The organism is Serratia sp. CY71090 (assembly GCF_052166845.1).
GTDB lineage: Bacteria > Pseudomonadota > Gammaproteobacteria > Enterobacterales > Enterobacteriaceae > Serratia > Serratia nematodiphila.
Genome location: NZ_JBJNOA010000001.1, coordinates 345,954 through 362,638 on the forward strand (window position 1 = coordinate 345,954; position 16,685 = coordinate 362,638).

17 protein-coding genes are annotated in these 16,685 nt (G+C 55.5%); 2 read left to right on the forward strand and 15 right to left on the reverse strand.

The window, feature by feature from the left end; translation table 11 throughout:
• Nucleotides 1-68: 68 nt before the first annotated feature.
• From ACJ8OK_RS01650 to ACJ8OK_RS01660, 3 genes are all read right to left on the reverse strand, one after another.
• Nucleotides 69-881, reverse strand: a complete 813-nt coding sequence (locus ACJ8OK_RS01650) for a hypothetical protein (RefSeq protein WP_033632585.1) — start codon at nucleotides 879-881, stop codon at nucleotides 69-71.
• 40 nt (nucleotides 882-921) lie between these two features.
• The gene (locus tag ACJ8OK_RS01655; protein ID WP_050501241.1) at nucleotides 922-1,830 is read right to left on the reverse strand and encodes a restriction endonuclease; all 909 of its coding nucleotides are present in this window, start codon (nucleotides 1,828-1,830) and stop codon (nucleotides 922-924) included.
• A 320-nt stretch (nucleotides 1,831-2,150) separates the two neighbouring features.
• Entirely contained in the window at nucleotides 2,151-3,062 is a 912-nt protein-coding gene (locus ACJ8OK_RS01660) for a LysR family transcriptional regulator (RefSeq protein ID WP_033632586.1), read from the reverse strand.
• 107 nt (nucleotides 3,063-3,169) lie between these two features.
• Here ACJ8OK_RS01660 and ACJ8OK_RS01665 point away from each other — a divergent pair, with 107 nt between their 5' ends.
• Nucleotides 3,170-4,477, forward strand: coding sequence for a serine hydrolase domain-containing protein (locus tag ACJ8OK_RS01665; protein ID WP_442530349.1), 1,308 nt, complete (start codon nucleotides 3,170-3,172; stop codon nucleotides 4,475-4,477).
• Between the two features lie 93 nt (nucleotides 4,478-4,570).
• On the opposite strand, the gene ACJ8OK_RS01670 is transcribed toward ACJ8OK_RS01665, so the two are convergent.
• The 10 genes from ACJ8OK_RS01670 to ACJ8OK_RS01715 all read right to left on the reverse strand — a co-directional run bounded on the left by ACJ8OK_RS01670 (nucleotide 4,571) and on the right by ACJ8OK_RS01715 (nucleotide 14,091).
• Nucleotides 4,571-5,344, reverse strand: coding sequence for an ankyrin repeat domain-containing protein (locus ACJ8OK_RS01670; RefSeq protein ID WP_197796059.1), 774 nt, complete (start codon nucleotides 5,342-5,344; stop codon nucleotides 4,571-4,573).
• Between the two features lie 140 nt (nucleotides 5,345-5,484).
• On the reverse strand, nucleotides 5,485-6,243 hold the full coding sequence (locus ACJ8OK_RS01675; protein ID WP_060559896.1) for an ankyrin repeat domain-containing protein: 759 nt from the start codon (nucleotides 6,241-6,243) through the stop codon (nucleotides 5,485-5,487).
• 407 nt (nucleotides 6,244-6,650) lie between these two features.
• Nucleotides 6,651-7,400 (reverse strand): glycosyltransferase family 2 protein, encoded by a 750-nt coding sequence (locus tag ACJ8OK_RS01680; RefSeq protein WP_033632589.1) that lies wholly within the window; start codon nucleotides 7,398-7,400, stop codon nucleotides 6,651-6,653.
• A 102-nt stretch (nucleotides 7,401-7,502) separates the two neighbouring features.
• Nucleotides 7,503-8,582, reverse strand: a complete 1,080-nt coding sequence (gene lptG / locus ACJ8OK_RS01685) for an LPS export ABC transporter permease LptG (RefSeq protein ID WP_004935566.1) — start codon at nucleotides 8,580-8,582, stop codon at nucleotides 7,503-7,505.
• Nucleotides 8,579-9,649 carry an LPS export ABC transporter permease LptF gene (gene lptF / locus ACJ8OK_RS01690; RefSeq protein ID WP_033632591.1) on the reverse strand — a complete coding sequence of 357 codons (1,071 nt, stop codon included), beginning with the start codon at nucleotides 9,647-9,649 and terminating at the stop codon, nucleotides 8,579-8,581. The genes lptG and lptF overlap by 4 nt, the downstream gene beginning before the upstream one ends.
• A 28-nt stretch (nucleotides 9,650-9,677) precedes the next feature.
• Nucleotides 9,678-10,244, reverse strand: a complete 567-nt coding sequence (locus ACJ8OK_RS01695) for a YtfJ family protein (RefSeq protein ID WP_085336774.1) — start codon at nucleotides 10,242-10,244, stop codon at nucleotides 9,678-9,680.
• 20 nt (nucleotides 10,245-10,264) lie between these two features.
• Nucleotides 10,265-11,134, reverse strand: coding sequence for a hypothetical protein (locus tag ACJ8OK_RS01700; RefSeq protein WP_016927024.1), 870 nt, complete (start codon nucleotides 11,132-11,134; stop codon nucleotides 10,265-10,267).
• Nucleotides 11,131-12,468, reverse strand: coding sequence for a lipopolysaccharide biosynthesis protein (locus tag ACJ8OK_RS01705; protein ID WP_004935553.1), 1,338 nt, complete (start codon nucleotides 12,466-12,468; stop codon nucleotides 11,131-11,133). The genes ACJ8OK_RS01700 and ACJ8OK_RS01705 overlap by 4 nt, the downstream gene beginning before the upstream one ends.
• A 72-nt stretch (nucleotides 12,469-12,540) precedes the next feature.
• Entirely contained in the window at nucleotides 12,541-13,335 is a 795-nt protein-coding gene (locus ACJ8OK_RS01710; protein WP_033632593.1) for a hypothetical protein, read from the reverse strand.
• Between the two features lie 30 nt (nucleotides 13,336-13,365).
• A complete protein-coding gene (locus ACJ8OK_RS01715) occupies nucleotides 13,366-14,091 on the reverse strand; it encodes a lipoprotein (protein WP_033632594.1) in 726 nt (241 codons plus the stop codon).
• Between the two features lie 372 nt (nucleotides 14,092-14,463).
• Here ACJ8OK_RS01715 and ACJ8OK_RS01720 point away from each other — a divergent pair, with 372 nt between their 5' ends.
• On the forward strand, nucleotides 14,464-15,195 hold the full coding sequence (locus ACJ8OK_RS01720; protein ID WP_015378484.1) for an ATP-binding protein: 732 nt from the start codon (nucleotides 14,464-14,466) through the stop codon (nucleotides 15,193-15,195).
• Between the two features lie 70 nt (nucleotides 15,196-15,265).
• On the opposite strand, the gene spt is transcribed toward ACJ8OK_RS01720, so the two are convergent.
• A complete protein-coding gene (gene spt / locus ACJ8OK_RS01725) occupies nucleotides 15,266-16,438 on the reverse strand; it encodes a serine palmitoyltransferase (protein ID WP_004935542.1) in 1,173 nt (390 codons plus the stop codon).
• Complete coding sequence (locus tag ACJ8OK_RS01730; RefSeq protein ID WP_015378483.1) at nucleotides 16,425-16,685, reverse strand: acyl carrier protein; 261 nt, start codon at nucleotides 16,683-16,685, stop codon at nucleotides 16,425-16,427. The genes spt and ACJ8OK_RS01730 overlap by 14 nt, the downstream gene beginning before the upstream one ends.

Genomic DNA, 16,685 nt, shown 5'->3' on the forward strand with positions numbered 1-16,685 from the left:
GCTTGGGAATTGAGGATGGTTAATGGGACAAAGTCGCTATTTCCGAACGTTAAGATGGTTGATTAGTATTATTCCGCAAGCGGGATAAGCTTTTTACCCGTGTCTTCGAAGAAAGAAAATGAAGCCCAGCGATATGTATATAACAAAGCAATCTTGCCGGCATGCTTCTCAATAACCTCTTTTAAATATGACTTGCTTTTTTTGCTATTTGGGAAATGGGCCGCAAAGGTCACTATTGCTCTTGATGAGAGTCCACCACCATTTCGCATAAAGAGAACAAAATCGTTCCCTCTAAGCACGTTGAACTCCGCACAGTTTGTAACATCATTATCAAACTTAGCAACTACATTTTTTATTTTATCATACAGGATAATCATATCCCCAAAGATTTTCTTGTTTGCTAGGTCAATATTTCTTTTGTTTAACTCACCTATATACTTATCATCATCAACTTTGCCAATCGGGTATCGTGCCTGCAGCACTATATCCTGCGACGCAATTTTTAATAGCTTCAGCTCGTCAGGGGCTAATGACAGCTCCAAATCGATAGCCATTTTATCAAGCTTATGTCCATAATCGCGAAATTTAAGGTCTATAGTGTCTTTCTGAGCACCAAGATTCATTAACAGGACAGCAGATTTTAATAACATTTCGAATGCATAACCCAACATAAGTCTGCTGGTTTTATCAGTTGCAGACGTGATATCAATATATTCATAAATAACAGGGTTTTTATTATTTTCATGAAGCGGATTTTTATTTTTATCGCCTTCGGCTCTCAAAATCTTTGCTGATAAATACAGTTTTTTAGATTCGGCTAACCAAGCCTTGCGATCGAAGATACCTTTTCCATTTTTCTGTGTGATTATTTCACTCTGCATTTAGTAGTTCCCATGTTAAAAGTATTAAACCCGAAACTAATCAGGAGCCAATCCCATAGCAGTAATAGCCAACCACTTTCAGTAAAGGTTCAAATTCAATTGCGCTGATATCTTCAACACGTTGCCAGTCTCGTTCAACCTCATCCGGGTTAAGTCCACCTAAGGTGAAGGCATTAGTAACAATGAGCCCGGTGTGTTCATCCTGTAAGCCGTTGATATCTTCGATGGATAAATGACCGAGATAAAGATGTTGTTTAACAAAAAGTCGTAGAGTTAAAGTAACCTCCACCTTGTCACCGTATCCATTATCAATTTGAGTTTTAGCTTCCTCAAATATCAGCAACTCCCCATGCTCCCCAGGTTCACTCGGTAAGGAACCATTATTCCACCGAGTCTGTGCAATTTCTAACGAAGTACCTAATAGCTTGTTTTCCGCGCTGTAGACAGGCAAATTGTAAAACTCATTTGGAATTAGCAGGGGTTTAGGGGCGGAACATCTAATTCCAAAACTCATGAAGCCATTTCTGAAATCACATAATACAGGGGCTGCCACCTTTGCCCGCCATTTATGGTCGCCTGTAGAAACTGGGCGGTAAAGCGCAATCTGTAATTTCTGCGCACGCCGTAACGCTGCTTTGGTAAAACCAGCAGGGCAGACTAAAGCCCCTTGATGCGCGCATACGTCTTGTACTAATCCGTGAAATTCTTCAACACCTTTGACATCTACCGGATTAGCATAGTCCTTACAATCAATAACAATACGCATCTTGTACTGACCAATGGACTGCTCCACCAGAACATCCACCTGTCTTTTGGTTTCGCTCTGGACACCATCAAGCATCACATTGTGTTGCACTACAGCACCAGGAGATAGTTGCCTTTGTATCATGGCAACAAGTTGCTCGAGAGCTTTCCAATCTGGAATCTTACTTTTATCTTGATCAGCCATTGCGCCGCTCCGTTTGAGTCTTATATGTGAAGATACCATTAGAATAACTTGAAGGAGAAATTGTTGGTTACCCAGTAAAGTGGACGACTCTTTTCAGTAATCTTAAAGAGGGCAGATTAGTTTACCTTTAAAGCGAACTTTCGCTCTTCGCCCAAAGCTGCCCCTCCAATACCGCCGATCAAAGCACTAAACCAGCGCCAGCAGCGCTGGAGCGATGGTGGTGAGGGGCTTATCAGGGGAAATCGCCGTCCCCGCTTAAGAACGATCGAAAAAGCAACGCGGACGATGAGTTCTACGACCGTCTTCCGGTAACAACACCGCTAATCTAGCCGCGACTTTTCACCCCCAACCCCGCGCCACAACTCCGGCAGCAGCGTCAACGTCTCATCAATCAGCGCCCGTCGGTCGTTGCCCGGCTTCCAGATAGTCACCATGGTTTGGCTGATCCCCTGGCTGCCCACTTCTGTACGCAGCGTGTTGACGTTTTTCCACTGTTCGGCATGCATATGTGTTGGCAGGAATCCCCAGCCGCAGCCTTGTTCAAGCAGGGCGCGCAGCATTTCCAGCTCGTTGGTGAAAATGGTATGCCCAGAAATTTGCAGGCGGCGCGCCACCGGTTCGTCAGAGTCCGGATGCATGATCACCTGCGGCGTGAGCGAGAGCTCCAGCAGCGAAAGCGGCTGCTCCGCGCCGGGGAAAAGCGTTTTAGCGGCGTAGAAATCCATCTCTATCGCCCCTAAGGCGCGCCACTCCATGGCGTCGCCCACGCTGCGGTGGCGCGCCTGGCAGATGCCCAGATCGGCCTGGCCGTTTGCCAGCAGGCTTTCCGCCTCGTCGCGCGAGGCGTTAATCAGGCTCAGGCGCGTGTTGCGCTGGGCCATGGCGGCTATCAGCGCCTGCAGCAGCGCGCGGGGGGTAAAGGGATCGTAGACCAGCGAGATTTCCTGCGCCGCGCTCTTCGGCACGTCTTTGGCAAATGCCTCAAAGGCTTTCACCTGGCGCATCAGCAGGTGTGCCTGGCGCTGCAGCTGTTCGCCTTCCGGCGTCAGGTGCAGGCTGCGCCCCTCGCGCAGGAACAGCGCATAGCTCAAGCCATCCTCGAGAAAATCAATCAAATCGCGCAGCGTCGTGCGGTCTTTGCCCAGCTTGAGCGCGGCTTTCGCCAGGCTGCCGTGCTCGGCCACGGCGGTGAAGGCTTCCAGTTGGGCAAAAGAATAAATCAGGCTTGGCACGCGGCTCTCCCGTCGATTTTGCGGGGGATTTTCCCCCATCAGGCGTTTTTTATTATAGGCCGCGTTTTTTTAAGCTGAACGCCTTCCTGAACCAAGCGAGAAAAAATATGAAAAGCAAAGTGTTTAACCGCAGCCTGTTGGCGGGCGTTGTCATCAGTCTCTGCAGCGGCCTGTTGGCGCCCGCCGCGCTGGCCGCCTGTGCGGGCACCGAACTCAGCGTCTGTCCTGCGCCTTTCGATGCGCAACTGCCGGACACGCACAAGATGCTCACCTGGAGCCAGAGCGATCGGGTGATCGGTTTTCGTAATGACTACCGCAACTATGCCGGGGATGTGTTTCATCACGGCAGTGCCACACCGCTGGTGGCTGCCGCTAAACAGCTAACGAATGCCAGCTATCAGGTGAATGGCAAAACCTACAGCCTGCGGGATTATCTTCAGCGCCAGAACGTCAGCGGCATGCTGGTATTGAAAGACGGCAAAATCGCCTGGAAATATCTGGGGCAGGGTAATACCGACGCCACGCTGTGGACGTCGCGCTCGGTGGGCAAATCCGTGGTCGCCACGCTGGTGGGCGTGGCGATTAAACAGGGCAAGATCCGCTCGCTCGACGATCTCATCACGCAATACGAACCCGATCTGAAAGGCACCGCGTGGGACAGCGTGACCCTCAGGCAGCTGATCACTCATACCTCCGGCGTTGCGTGGAATGAGGATTACACCAACCCGAAATCGGACTTCGCGCAGCTGACAGAGTGTGAAGCCAAACCCGGCACCTATGCCTGCGTGCGCAAGCTGGTGGCCGGCCTGCAGCGCGCGCACCCGGCCGGGCTGAACTGGTCTTACTCCTCCGGCGGCGCGTGGCTGCTGGGCGATGTGCTGGAGCGCGCCACCGGCATGCCGCTGGCGGCCTATCTGCAGCAAAGCATCTGGCAGCCGTACGGCATGGCGAGCGACGGCGTGTGGCATGCTTATGCCAAAGGCCAGCACGACGTGGGCGCGCACGGCTTTAACGCCACGCTGGAAGACTGGGGGCGCTTCGGTGAGTTCATTCTGCATAACGGAACGTTGCCGAACGGCAAACAGATCTTGCCGGAAGATTGGGTAGCCCAGTCGTCCAACTGGACGCGGGCGGCGGGCTCGGTATCGGCGGCGCATCCCAACGGCATTTACGGCTACCAGTGGTGGAACAACGAAGTGCTAATGAATGCGACTAACGTAGAACCCGCTCCGCAGGCGTCCCTCAAGCATTCCCTGTGGGCGCTGGGGATCTTCGGCCAGATGATTATGGTCAATCAGGCGGAGAATCTGGTGATCGTCCAGTGGTCCACCTGGCCGCAGGCGGAACCTTCTTTCAGTGCCCAACCGCTCGAAGCCTCGCTGATGTTTAGCGCGATAGCGAAGGAATTGCGTTAACCCCGGCAACTATCGACAGAGCGAGCAGGGGCTGTTGCCATTTCGCCCCTGAGCGGCATATTACATGCCTTCGATGCTGACCTTAAGGGAGTCTCAATTCTTTACAGGTAGAGGAGGCCAGTCTCCACCGTTTTTAATTAGTAACTCTTTTATCTTGTTAATTTTCTCCTTATCCTCGGCATCGCCTACCCCTCTATCTATAAAGCGTTGGAGCTGATTGCCCATAGTCCAACCAAACTTACCCTTGATTTTATTATCTGCACCTCTCTCCAACAGAAGTATAGTATGATCAAACGAACGAGAATCCAGAGAGCTTATTAATATGGTATTCCCCAATGAATCCATTGTATTTATATCCGCACCATAATCCAGCATCACCTTTAACGTTTCAGGGTTTTTCGCTTCTAAAGCTTCGAATATAATGGGTTGATTGAATACCTTATCTTTTGCGTTTGGCGGTAAACCTCCGTCGAGCATGGCCTTGATCCAAATTCCCTTGTCGGCTTTCATGACAAATTCCGCCGGGCTGCTTCCCCCTTCCGGTCTGGGCTGCAACGGGTCTGCGCCAGCTTTAACCAGGTCGGTTATTATTTTCAGCCTTTCCGGCGTATTTTTATCGTAGATTGCGTTTAGCACCGACCAAAACAGCAGGGTCATGTCTGCTTTCACCGGTCGATTCAGTTCTTCCTTGCTTATAGAGGGAAGTTTCTCTTTCAGTTTCACTTCATCGCCATCATAAATCAGCTGTGCGATGTCCAGCTGCCGGCCTTCAAAAAAATCCTGTGGCTCATATTCCATGCTTTTGTTGCATCCTTGCACCATGAGGACAGTAAACAGTAGCGCTATTGCCATTATCAATTTGCTCATACTCTCCCCCTGAGAATGGTGACATCCTCGTCTCTTCAATCAGTTTTATTGCGTGGTCTATAGCGTGTGTATCGGAAACCAGATGCAATCTGACAGCCCTATATAAATAACCGGCAGCTGTCAGATCCGAGTTGGTGAAATTACTGCGTTTCCTTTGCTCCTTTTAAAAGCATGAGCTCGAGTATTTTCTTACACTGTTCATTGTATTCTGAGCCATCTTGGCTGTCTTTTATTTGCCGATTTACTGCTGTTAACAGCGAAAGATTGTTTATATTTACCGGGTTAGGATTCGCACCCCTATTGAGCAGTAGGGTCATGTGCTCAAAGGCTGAGCTAAAAAAAGCATCCATTAATAAGGTTTGTTGTAAGGAGTCTCTGATATTTATATCCGCGCCATAATCCAGCATCACCTTTAACGTTTCCGTGTTCTTGGCTTTGATTGTCTGGAATACAATGGGCTCATTGAATACCTTATCTTTTGCGTTTGGCGGTAAACCGCCGTCGAGCATGGCTTTGACCCAAATCCCCTTGTCGGCTTTCATGACGAATTCCGCTGGGCTGCTACCTCCTTCTGGTCTGGGTTGCAGCGGGTCTGCGCCAGTTTTTACCAAGTCGGTTATTATTTTCAGCCTTTCTGGCGTGTTTTTATCATAGATTGAGTTTAGCACCGACCAAAACAGCAGGGTCATGTCTGCCTTAACCGGTCGATTCAGTTCTTCCTTGCTGACAGAGGGAAGTTTCTCTTTCAGTTTCACTTCATCGCCATCATAAATCAGCTGTGCGACTTCCAGCTGCCGGCCTTCAAAAAAATCCTGTGGCTCATATTCCATGCTTTTGTTGCATCCTTGCACCATGAGGACAGTAAACAGTAGCGCTATTGCCATTATCAATTTGCTCATATTCTCCCCCTGATAGTGGCGACATCCTCGTCTTTCTGATCTTCAATCATCAGGTGAAATAATATCATCGGCGATATACAGCAGTTTCAAACTGGAAAACATAGTGTGTCTCTTCCTTTGCTTGCTGCGTCTTGGCCTGTTCAGGCGGGCGCTCGCACTCCTTGCACTCGATGGCCCCCTGAGGGGCATGTTATCGAACGGCAGCCAGCGATAGCTAACGGCGCATAGGACACCAAATAAAGGATGATAACGGCTCAGGCCAATTTGTAAAGCCGGCCAACTATTAACTGGAAAGTTCTTGTTTTCTAAAGGCTGCTGTAGGGTGTTAACTCCGCCGCATAAATCGATAAACCAACGCCAGGATCAGTAGCGGCGGGGATGTGCCCCTGTTTCTGTCCTTAACATTATCAATCTTTGCCATACCAGGATTTAAAATACTTCAGGAAACTGTAGGCCACGGCATAAAAGCCAGTGACGGCGCCGACTTTGCCTTCCTTCCATGCGCCGCTCAGTACGTACCATTTGAAAAATGCGCCGATCGCGCTAACGACGCCACGAAATAACGAGGGCCTAATGTTTCTGTATTTTACTACCCTTGTCGTATAGCTATTGAGCTTGTTGAATATTTCATGGAGAGAGTAAAAGGTATCGTGCTTAACATTGCCGGGAATGACCGACGTGTGAATATAGCCTTCAGCGGCATCATCTACCGGAGCATCATTGAACCTGACCTGCGTTCTATTGAACAGCCGAACGGGGTAGTCCGGTGAGGAGATGGGATAAATCGTTCTGACTGGCTGTCCGAGAACAAACCAATTCCTTTTGATTCTAAAGGCTTGCTGTGGTGGTGGGTTTTCCTGCGCTTTGAATTTTAAAATGGACGCTATGGTTTCGGCATCAAGGATTTCGTCGCTGTCCAGGCACAACACCCAGTCATGATGAGCTTGAGAAATCGCAAAGTTCATTTGCCGTCCGTGAGTCTCGAAACGATGATAAATAGGGCTGATTCCAAAGCTTTGGCAAATAGACAGCGTTTTATCCGTACTGCCGGAGTCCACCACAATCCACTCATCCGCAATGCCCATGAGTGGAGAAAGCACCTCGTGTAATAAACGAGAGGAGTTAAAAGTCAGTATACAAACAGCTATCTTTGCCATTAACTAACATCCTTAAAAATCGCGAGCAGGTGAGTGCGTGATGTTTTCTCTGGAATGGAAATTGCGATTCTCTTCTTATCCCTTATCAACCTCAGAAAATGCTTAACCCCGCCGGTCAAACCGATAAACCAGCGCCAGCGCCAACGCCAGGAGCAAAAGCGGCGGGGCGAGGGCGGTGAAGGGCGCGTTGAGGGCGAACAGCAACCCCAGGTTGAGAACGATCTGGTAAGCGATGTAGGTCAGCAGCCCGATGATGACGCCAAGCGCTAGCCGGCTGCCCATGCCGGGGGCGCGCGGGGCGGTGAAGGTAAACGGGATGGCCAGCAAAATCATCGCCAGCACCAGCAGGGGTTGGCCGAGTTTTTTCCACAGCGCCAGGCGGTATTCGGTGCTGGGTTGCCCCGAGCCTTGCAGGTAATCGATATAGCGATCCAGCTGTTGGAGCGAGAAACTGCCCGCCGGCAGGGTCAGCTCTTTCAGGCTCGGCACGGCGAACAGTGAGCGCCAGAGCAGGCTGTCTTGTCGTGCAATCGTCTCCTTTCTGCCTTGCCAGCTTTTCTGCATCACGTTGTGCAGCAGCCAGCTGCCGTCAGCGGCGGTGCTGGCGCTGTCGGCGTAAATGTAAGACTCCAGCGCGCGGTTGGCTTGATAACGGAAGATCTCAATGCCGTGGGGCTGGTCGTTCTCATCGACGGTCTTCACTGTTACAAACTCGTTGCCGCGCCGCGCCCACAGCGGGTTAACGGTAACGTCGTTATTATTCGACTGCGCCAGGGCGTTATTCTTCATTTGCAGCGCGCGTTGCTGCAGCGGCGAGGCGGCCCATTCATCGAGGGCGCCGAGCGAGAGGTTCATCAGCAGCCCGGCGGCGAGCATCACCAGCGCGATGCGGAATATCGACATCCCGGCGGAACGGATCGCCGTCAGCTCCAGGCTTTTGGAGAGCTGCCCCAGCCCGACGATGCCGCCGAGCAGCGCGATAAACGGCCCCAGATCGACCAGGCTGCGCGGCAGGGTCATCACGGTCACCAGCAGCGCCTGCTGCCAGCGGTAGCCGCCCGGGGTCACGTCCTCCAGCTCGTTGATCAGCGTAAAGGTGGTGAACAGCGGGATGAGCAGCCCGGCCGCGGCGGCGAAGCCGATGAACACGTTGCGGATCAGATAGCGGCTAAAAAGGGTCATCGGGAGGGTTTCCGCAGCAGGGATAGGTCGCGCGCCAGCAGCAGGGCGATACCGACAGCCATCGCTATCGGCACCAGCCAAACGCCGGGGATCGTTGGCAGAGAGCCGTTGGCCACCAGCGTGCGGCAAATGTTGCCGCCATAGAAAATCACGGTAAACAGAACCGTGAGGGGCAGCAGCGCGGCGTAGCGCCCCTGCCGCGGCTTGATGCGGCTAAAGGGGATCGCCAGCAGCACCATCAGCACGGTGGTCAGCCCGCGGCTCTCGCGCCATTGCAGTTCGGCGGCGTCGCCCGGATCGGCGGAGCGCGCCAGTTCCGCCGGCGAGGCCGACTTGTGCCGGCTCTCGGCGCTGGGCACGAACGGTTTGAGCGCGATGTCGAAGTTGTCGTAGTTCTGCCCGTTGTCGTCGGCGCCCTCACGATCCAGCACATAGGCGGTGCCGGTTTTCAGCCGCACGGCGGGGCTGGCGGGGGAGGCGTCGAGCACCTCCACCGACTGCGCGCGGTACAGGCTGGTGTGATGGCCGCCGCGCACATAAATCAGGGCGTCCGTCAGGTGGTTGGCCGTTTTGTCGACGTGACTGGCGAGGATCATGCGGCCGTTGCCGCTGACGTTGAATTTGTCGGCCTGCAGGTGGCTCACGTCCAGCACCGATTGCGACTGTTGCTGCAGCTGATAAATATTGGCGTACGCCCAGGGCCTGCCATACAGCGACAGCAGCGTGACCGCTATCGCCAGCGGCACGGCGAGTATCAGCACCGCCTTGTACAGCCGCAGCGGGCTGGCGCCGGCGGCCAGCATGGCGGTGATCTCCGCATCGCTGTACATCTGGCTCAGCGCGACCGCCACCGAGACATACAGCGCGACGGGCAATATCATCTCCAGCGCGATCAGCGATTTATAGAAAACCACGTCGGCCACCACCCGCAGCGCCAGCGTGCCGTTGGCGGCGTCGGTCAGGTAGCGCTGAGCGGAGTAGCTGGCGAACATGAAGATCAGAAACCCGGCGATCATCATCACCAGGCGGCGGATCTCAACCGTGATATAGCGTTCAATCAAAGACATGCGTTATCGGTTCCCGGCGGCGTGCGCTTCATGGCGTCTCCTGCGCGATCAGCGCGCGCAGCAGGGCGATCACCTGGTCAACTTCCTGCGGGGTGAGTGCGCCGTCCTTCGCCCACTGCACGCGCCCGGCCTTGTCCAGCACTACGATGGTGGAGCTCTCCTCCGGCAGCCGCCAGGCCATGCGCCCCAGCCCGTCGCTATCGACGATGAATTGCGCCCAGGGGTAATGCCGCTTGTTTTTCTCGATCTTGCCGCGCACGAAGAAGCCGGAGCCCGGTATCGCGTCGTCGGTGTTGACGATGGTGGTCGGCTGGAAGCGATCGCCCGGCAGGTTCGCGTCCTTAACGGCGTTGATCAGCAGCGAGTTCTTCTTTTTGGCGGAGGTGCGCCCGGCGATGTACTGGATCACCCGCACCTTGCCCGCCAGTTTTGCGCTGTTCCACGGCCGGTAGCTGAAATCGCCGTTGCGCAGCAGCAGCTCGCCGCGATCGGCGATGGCGATCGGCGCCACCGGCTGGCCATGCACGAAGTTATGCGCAGATGCCGTCAGCGGCGACAGCAGCAGCGCAAGGGTCAGCAAGCGACGTAACGTCATCATGGCTCCGTGCAACCCGCTTATCTGCCCGCCGCGATGGCCGGCTGGGAAAACGACAGCGGAAAACGCGCCAGCAGCAGCTCCAGGCGCTGGCGGATGTCGATATCCAGGATCGCCGGCCGATCATAGATATCGCCGCCGGCCAACTTGTCCGCCACCATCACGTCATGCCGGTCGCCCATCAGGCCGTTAATCGCCGCCAGGAAGCGCGAGATCTGCCGGGCCTCGCGGTTGTCGGGATCGATCGATCTCAGCGTGTCGTAGAACGAGACCTGGCGGCTGACGATTTTGCGCACGTCATGGAACTGATGCCCGGTCAGCGCCGGGCCGGCGATCAGCGTTTGCAGCTGGCGCATTTGCTCCTGGCGGTAGGTGATAAAGCCCTGTGCGCTTTCCAGCCGTGTGTGGCGCAGCGCATAGCGCACGTAAGACCACACCGGCTTGCTGAGCAGCAGCCGCAGCAGGTTGCCGTACAGCGTCAGGTTCTTCTGGTTGCCGTTGCGAAACGCGTCCTGAAAATGGCCGAGCACCACGGTGGTGGTGTGGAACAGGCGGTTGGCGCGGTGCGGGGCGCCGTACAGCTGCTGGGCGAAGCGCAGGTGCTTATAGCGGGCGCGGATATATTTGTAGCGCATGCGGGTAGCCGCCGCCAACTGCGGGTCTTGCAGGAAACCGTTCACCAATTGCAGCAGCTCGCGGCGGGAAAAGCCGTCTTCCCAAAACTGCAGGCACAGCGCGTAGTTGTCCCGAATGCTCTCGGGGGAGCATTCCAGATCAATCTGCTGCGGCAGGCTGATATTCGCCTCAACCAGGTCGTCCTCTTCCACCGCGACAAACAGCGCCTGGGTGGTTTCGGCTGAGAACTTTTTCCAATTATTGCTAGCGGTCATTGATTACTCTCTTTGGGCACATTCAGCCCCAACATAAAGCGATTGCGGTAGGCGCCGATCGTCGGTATCAGGGATAACAGAACGTCTAAACATTGCCCAAGTAAATAAGCGAAGGCGGCGCCCTGTACGCCGAAGGCATACGCCATCGACACCAGCAGCGCAATGTAGGCCGCCGAGGCCGTCGCCTGCGCGATCAGGAAGGCGCGCTGTTTGCCCGCCATAAACAGTAAGGATTCCTGTGGGAAGCCCATCATGGAGACGATGATCGCGCCCAGCATGATTTGAATCAGGTCATAGGCTTCCAGGTATTGCTGCCCGAATACCGCGGAAATAAGCGGCTTGCCCACCAGCAACATCAACACCGCAACGGCCAGGCCGATGCCGCCGGCCAGCAGCGAAGAGCGCAGGCCGAGCAGCCACGGGGTCTTGGTGCGCGGATCCAGGCGCATGATCTCGGGATAGAAGCTTTTCTCCAGCAGCTTGGCCGGGGTGCCCGTCGCATCGAAGAAGGTCATGGCGATCTTGAACAGCCCGGCGGCGGCCGGGCCGAGCACCACGCCCACCAGCACGGTGGTGCAGGAGTTGCGTGCGGCCCAGATGGTATGGGCGATGTTGGTGGTCCAGACGAAGTTCCAGGCGCCCTCGATGCGGCGCGCGACGTTGAACAGGCGCGGCCTCAGCGCGCCATGGATATCGCGGCGGCGCAGCTCGCGCGCGGTGAACCACCAAAACAGCGTGCCGCCGATCAGGTTAGAGGCGTACCAGGTGACGATAAAGCCGGGGAATCCCAGATCGAAATAATAGGAGATGACGCTGCCCACCGCCTGCAGGAACGGTTTGATCGCCTGCTGGATGGCGATTAAATCGAAGCGGTTGAAGGCGCGCAGCACGCCGGTCGGCGTGGACGAGGTCATCGATGGGATCAGGGTGCAGTACAGCATGGCGAGCCAGAAGCTTTCGCTGTCCAGCCCCAGAGCGTGAGACAAGAACGGCAGCATGATCATGCCGCCCAGCACGGCGATGACGCCGCTGGCGATATCCAGGCCGAAGGAGAAGGCGACGACGTCGCGGAAGCGCCCGGTATTTTGATGCTCCAGCGCCGGAGTGCCGAATTGCACCACAAACTGCCAGGTCTGGAATTTGATGAAATCGCTGACCGCTTTGGTATAGGCCTGAATCACCACCAGCACGCCGAACATTTCAGGCGACATGCCTTTACCGGCGCAGGAGAGCGCCAGCAGGCCGAGCAGCGCGCTGGCGACGCTGCCGGAGCCCAGGTAGGCGGCATTACGTAAAATGGAACGAAACGCGCCGTCGGAAAACCACCGTTTCATAGCCCAAACCAGCCGTTATCGTTGTTTTGCTGCATTTTGTGTTCCGCAGTCATGCGTTTGCCCTGTATTCGGTTAATAAACCTGAGTTTCTTCGCCGGCGTTCTCGCCGGGTTGCCCGAGATCGCTCTGCGGGCGCTTCGCGGGGTTCACCACGGCGGAAATGGCATTGAGCGCATTGCTCAGCACCTCGTCGTAAGGGGCTCTGGCGTCCAGCTCGATGATGCGCGAGCCGTTGTATTGCAGGCGCACCATGGCGGCGATCTTGTCTTTCAGCTCTTCGTAACTGTGATCGGGCTTGCGGGAAAAGGCCGTATCGACGTCGATATCAAGGCGAATGATCAGCTCCGGCCGATAGACGGCCATGCGTTGATATAAACGGCGTTCGCGCGCCGCCAGGCGGCTTAATAGCCACCCTTTTGCGCGTTCCACGCCGATGCCGGGCCCATCGTAGTAAAAACCTGAGATTTCCGCCTGCGGGTAGCGATCGCTGATCACCAGAACACCGCTCTGCGCCAGCCGCCGCACCTTGCGCAGGTTGGATGCGCGCCACAGCGAAAAGCCGTACATGATCAGCGCCGCCCACAGCGCCGGCGGCCTGTTGCTCATGCGTTGGGTTTTGTCGGATTTGGCCGCCAGGCGCCGTTCCAGCCACACGCCGATGAACGGCAAACGCTTGATTTTGTCGCCGTCTTCGCCGGAGATCAGCCCCAAATAGCGCCGCTCCGTGGGGCGATGTTGCTGCAGGTTTTTCACCAGGTCGGCGGTCAGCGTGGACTTGCCCGTGCCGTCGCTGCCCACCACGGCAATCAGCCCGGTGATGCAGGTGGGAGAGGTATCCTGTGTGGCGGTGAGTTTATTTTTTTTCATCTGTTTCGGTACGGAAAGGTTATTTGTCGGCTAGGCATTGGCGGCCCTCAGCGATATTTTAACGGCGCGCAGCGATGCGTCGAAAATACGGTCGGCCGGCTCGCGGCCGTCTAAATCCAATATGTTAGCGCCGTTAAACGTCAGGTGCGGGATGACGGCGATCTTTTCACGCAACGCCGCCAGCGAGTGATCGGGTTTGCGTGAATAGGCCGTTTGTTCGTCAATATCCAGCCGAATTAATAATAAGGGCTGATAAGACGCCATCCATTGGTACAGGTTTTGTTCGCGCTTTCTCAGCCAGCGGATCCAGCGATTGCCGCCGGCGGTTTTCGCCAGCTGCGGGCCATCGAAACGAAACCCCGCCACTTCGGCTTGCGGATAACGATCGGTGATCAGTAATGCGCCGCTGCGGCTTTTCTTCAGCATGCGACGGAATTTATAAACGCGCCAATAGGAGAGTAAAAATATCACCAGCGCCGTGGCATTATCCGGCGGTGTGGAAGGGCGCTCATGCACGCGTTCCGATTTCTTCAGCAAATAACGCCCGAAGGGCGCGCCAATAATCGGCAGCGAACTGATCCATTCGCCGATGCGCCCGGAAGACTGGCCGAGATACAGCAGTTCGGCAGGTTCTTGTGCCGATAAAGCGTTGACCAGGCTGGCGGCTAACGTGGATTTTCCCGAGCCATCACAGCCGGTTATCGCTATTACGCGCACGGGCGAGCGATCAGATGAAGGTCTTATCTGCTGACTCACAATAATTGATCCAATGCGAAAAAAACTATTGTATTCCAATACGCCTTGGGTTCAAGATATTTATTGTGCTTTGCTGCGATAAAATAATGAGATCGGTATTCTTTTTCGTTATTTGAATTGATATTCATGGCGTTTGTTCTTGTTATTTTGTGCTAATTGTTCGTGCGTGGGCCGGTTTCGCTTTTTATGTTAATTCTCGGCATGGCTCATGGCGAAAAAAGAGCAGAGGTTTTCAATTTTCGCTTAATCTTTTGTGCTTTTTTGGCGCTGCGTATGGCAAATTTTTTTCACGCAGCCACCGCGGCAATGATAAGCGATCGTTCGCTTCAAATATGGCACGCCGTTTCTGGTGTATTGAAAGAGAGTCTTATTATGAGTGCAAAATTTCCGCCGCTGATTGCGGTTATCGGCAGCGACGGATCGGGTAAGTCCACCGTTTGTGAACATCTGATCGAGTATGTGAAACATTATGGCCCGGCGGTGCAGGTGCATCTGGGCAAGCAGGCGGGCAACGTCGGGCGCGCGGCGGCGAAATTGCCGCTGCTCGGGCGCTCGGTGGGCAAGGCTATCGAGAGCAATACCAAAAAAGTCAAAACGAAAAAATCCCGCATCGGCCTGTTGCCGTCGGCGGTGATCATCGCTTTCGTGGGGCGGCGGCTGCTGCGTTTTCGCCGCATGCTGGCGTATCGCCGGCAAGGGTTCATCGTGTTGACCGACCGTTTTCCGCAGGCGCAGATCCCTGGCGCTTACGACGGCACGGTTTTTCCCGTCGACGTTGAAGGCAGCCGTTTCGTCCGTTGGCTGGCGGCGCGTGAACGGGCGGCGTTTCAATGGATGGCGGGGCAAAAACCGGATCTGGTGCTCAAGCTGAATGTCAGTCTGGACGTGGCCTGCGCGCGCAAACCCGATCACCGCAAAGCGGCGCTGGAGAAGAAGATCGCCGTCACGCCGCTATTGACGTTCGAAGGCGCCGACATCGTGGATCTCGATGCCGATCGGCCGATCGAGGAGGTGCTTTCGGCGGCGGAAAAAGCCATCGCGGAATTTATGGCGGCGCAGGGGTATCGCTATTCGGCTGATGGGGTATCAACGGCTGCGCACTGAGGTGCGCATCGGTTCGGCAGGGCGGCGTGGCCATTTTCGGCACCGCCGCCGCGGCCGAGAAGGAAAGGCTTTATTTTTTCAGCGCCGCAAAGGCGCGTACGATGGTGTCGATTTCTTCATCGCTGTGCGCGGCATTGACGCTGCAACGCAGCAGGGTCACGCCCGCCGGCGCGGCCGGTGGCAGCACCAGGTTCACATAGACGCCGTGGGCGATCAGCTCGCGCCAGAAACGCAACCCTTCTTCCTTTGAACCGATCATGACCGGCACCACCGGGCTGATGCGCGGCCCCAGGGTATAGCCCAGCTCGGCGAGGCCGTGGTACAGGCGGTGCGCATTGCTCCACAGTTTTTCCCGCAGCTCGGGATGGCGGGCGATTTTTTGCAGCGCCGTGCGCACCGAAGCGATGCTGGACGGCGACGGCGAAGCGGTAAAGATATACGGCCGGCTGCTGTAGCGCAGCACGTCCATCCCCTTGCCGCCGACGGCGAAGCCGCCGATCGAAGCCAGGCTTTTGCTGAAGGTGCCCAGGATGATATCCACGTCTTGCTCGACGCCCAGCGCTTCGGCCAGGCCGCGGCCGTGCTCGCCCATTACGCCGAAGGAGTGCGCTTCGTCGACCAGCAGATACCCGCCCAATCGCCGCTTGATGTCGACGATTTCCACCAGCGGGGCGACGTCGCCCAGCATGCTGTAGATGCCTTCCACGATAATGATCGCCTCGCGGGCGCGTTCGCCCAGGCGCACCATGCGGCGCTCCAGATCGGCGGCGTCATTGTGGCGGAAGCGAATAATTTCCGCGCCGCCGAGGGCGCAGGCGTCGTAAATGCTCGCGTGGCTGTCCGCGTCGATCAGCACCACGGCACCCGGTCCCGCCAGCGTGCTGATGACGCCCAGGTTGGCGGTATAGCCGGTGGAGAACACGATGGCGCTCGGGCGATCGAAGAATTCCGCCAGCTCCCGTTCCAGCGTCAGGTGCGATCCGTAACTGCCGTTCGCCATGCGCGAGCCGGTGGTGCCGGTGCCGAGTGCGGCCAGAGCCGCCTGGCCTGCGGCGATCGCCTGCGCATCGAACGTCAGGCCAAGGTAATTATTGGTGCCGGCGAGGACAATCTTTTGATCGCCGATGCGCCCCTGGGTGGCGGAATACACTTCGTCGATACAGGTGCCGAACGGATTCAGACCGGACGTTTGAAATTGTTCACGGTCATTGGCGAGCCGCGCAAACTTATCATACAGTCCCATGGTTTTTCTCCAGATAAGGGCGCAGCGCGTCAAGCAGTTGCTCAGGCGTTCTGACATCAAGCAATATATTGATAGGAATGGAGATATCTAATTCATCTTCCAGCATCATAAGCAGATCCAAGACTCTGATGGATTCCAGGCCAAGATCATTGACGAGATCGCTATCAGGTTTTATTTCCACTCCGCCTTCGACGATACCTTGCAAACACGTCAGGATATAATCCATTACAGCATCGCGATTTAGCAT

What these genes read in the sequence shown, in the direction of transcription:
- ACJ8OK_RS01650 (WP_033632585.1), bottom strand. Translation starts at nt 881, where the DNA reads ATGCAGAGTGAAATAATCACACAGAAAAATGGAAAAGGTATCTTCGAT.
- ACJ8OK_RS01655 (WP_050501241.1), bottom strand. Translation starts at nt 1,830, where the DNA reads ATGGCTGATCAAGATAAAAGTAAGATTCCAGATTGGAAAGCTCTCGAG.
- ACJ8OK_RS01665 (WP_442530349.1), top strand. Translation starts at nt 3,170, where the DNA reads ATGAAAAGCAAAGTGTTTAACCGCAGCCTGTTGGCGGGCGTTGTCATC.
- ACJ8OK_RS01670 (WP_197796059.1), bottom strand. Translation starts at nt 5,344, where the DNA reads ATGAGCAAATTGATAATGGCAATAGCGCTACTGTTTACTGTCCTCATG.
- ACJ8OK_RS01675 (WP_060559896.1), bottom strand. Translation starts at nt 6,243, where the DNA reads ATGAGCAAATTGATAATGGCAATAGCGCTACTGTTTACTGTCCTCATG.
- ACJ8OK_RS01680 (WP_033632589.1), bottom strand. Translation starts at nt 7,400, where the DNA reads ATGGCAAAGATAGCTGTTTGTATACTGACTTTTAACTCCTCTCGTTTA.
- lptG (WP_004935566.1), bottom strand. Translation starts at nt 8,582, where the DNA reads ATGACCCTTTTTAGCCGCTATCTGATCCGCAACGTGTTCATCGGCTTC.
- lptF (WP_033632591.1), bottom strand. Translation starts at nt 9,649, where the DNA reads ATGTCTTTGATTGAACGCTATATCACGGTTGAGATCCGCCGCCTGGTG.
- ACJ8OK_RS01695 (WP_085336774.1), bottom strand. Translation starts at nt 10,244, where the DNA reads ATGACGTTACGTCGCTTGCTGACCCTTGCGCTGCTGCTGTCGCCGCTG.
- ACJ8OK_RS01700 (WP_016927024.1), bottom strand. Translation starts at nt 11,134, where the DNA reads ATGACCGCTAGCAATAATTGGAAAAAGTTCTCAGCCGAAACCACCCAG.
- ACJ8OK_RS01705 (WP_004935553.1), bottom strand. Translation starts at nt 12,468, where the DNA reads ATGAAACGGTGGTTTTCCGACGGCGCGTTTCGTTCCATTTTACGTAAT.
- ACJ8OK_RS01710 (WP_033632593.1), bottom strand. Translation starts at nt 13,335, where the DNA reads ATGAAAAAAAATAAACTCACCGCCACACAGGATACCTCTCCCACCTGC.
- ACJ8OK_RS01720 (WP_015378484.1), top strand. Translation starts at nt 14,464, where the DNA reads ATGAGTGCAAAATTTCCGCCGCTGATTGCGGTTATCGGCAGCGACGGA.
- spt (WP_004935542.1), bottom strand. Translation starts at nt 16,438, where the DNA reads ATGGGACTGTATGATAAGTTTGCGCGGCTCGCCAATGACCGTGAACAA.
- ACJ8OK_RS01730 (WP_015378483.1), bottom strand. Translation starts at nt 16,685, where the DNA reads ATGCTAAATCGCGATGCTGTAATGGATTATATCCTGACGTGTTTGCAA.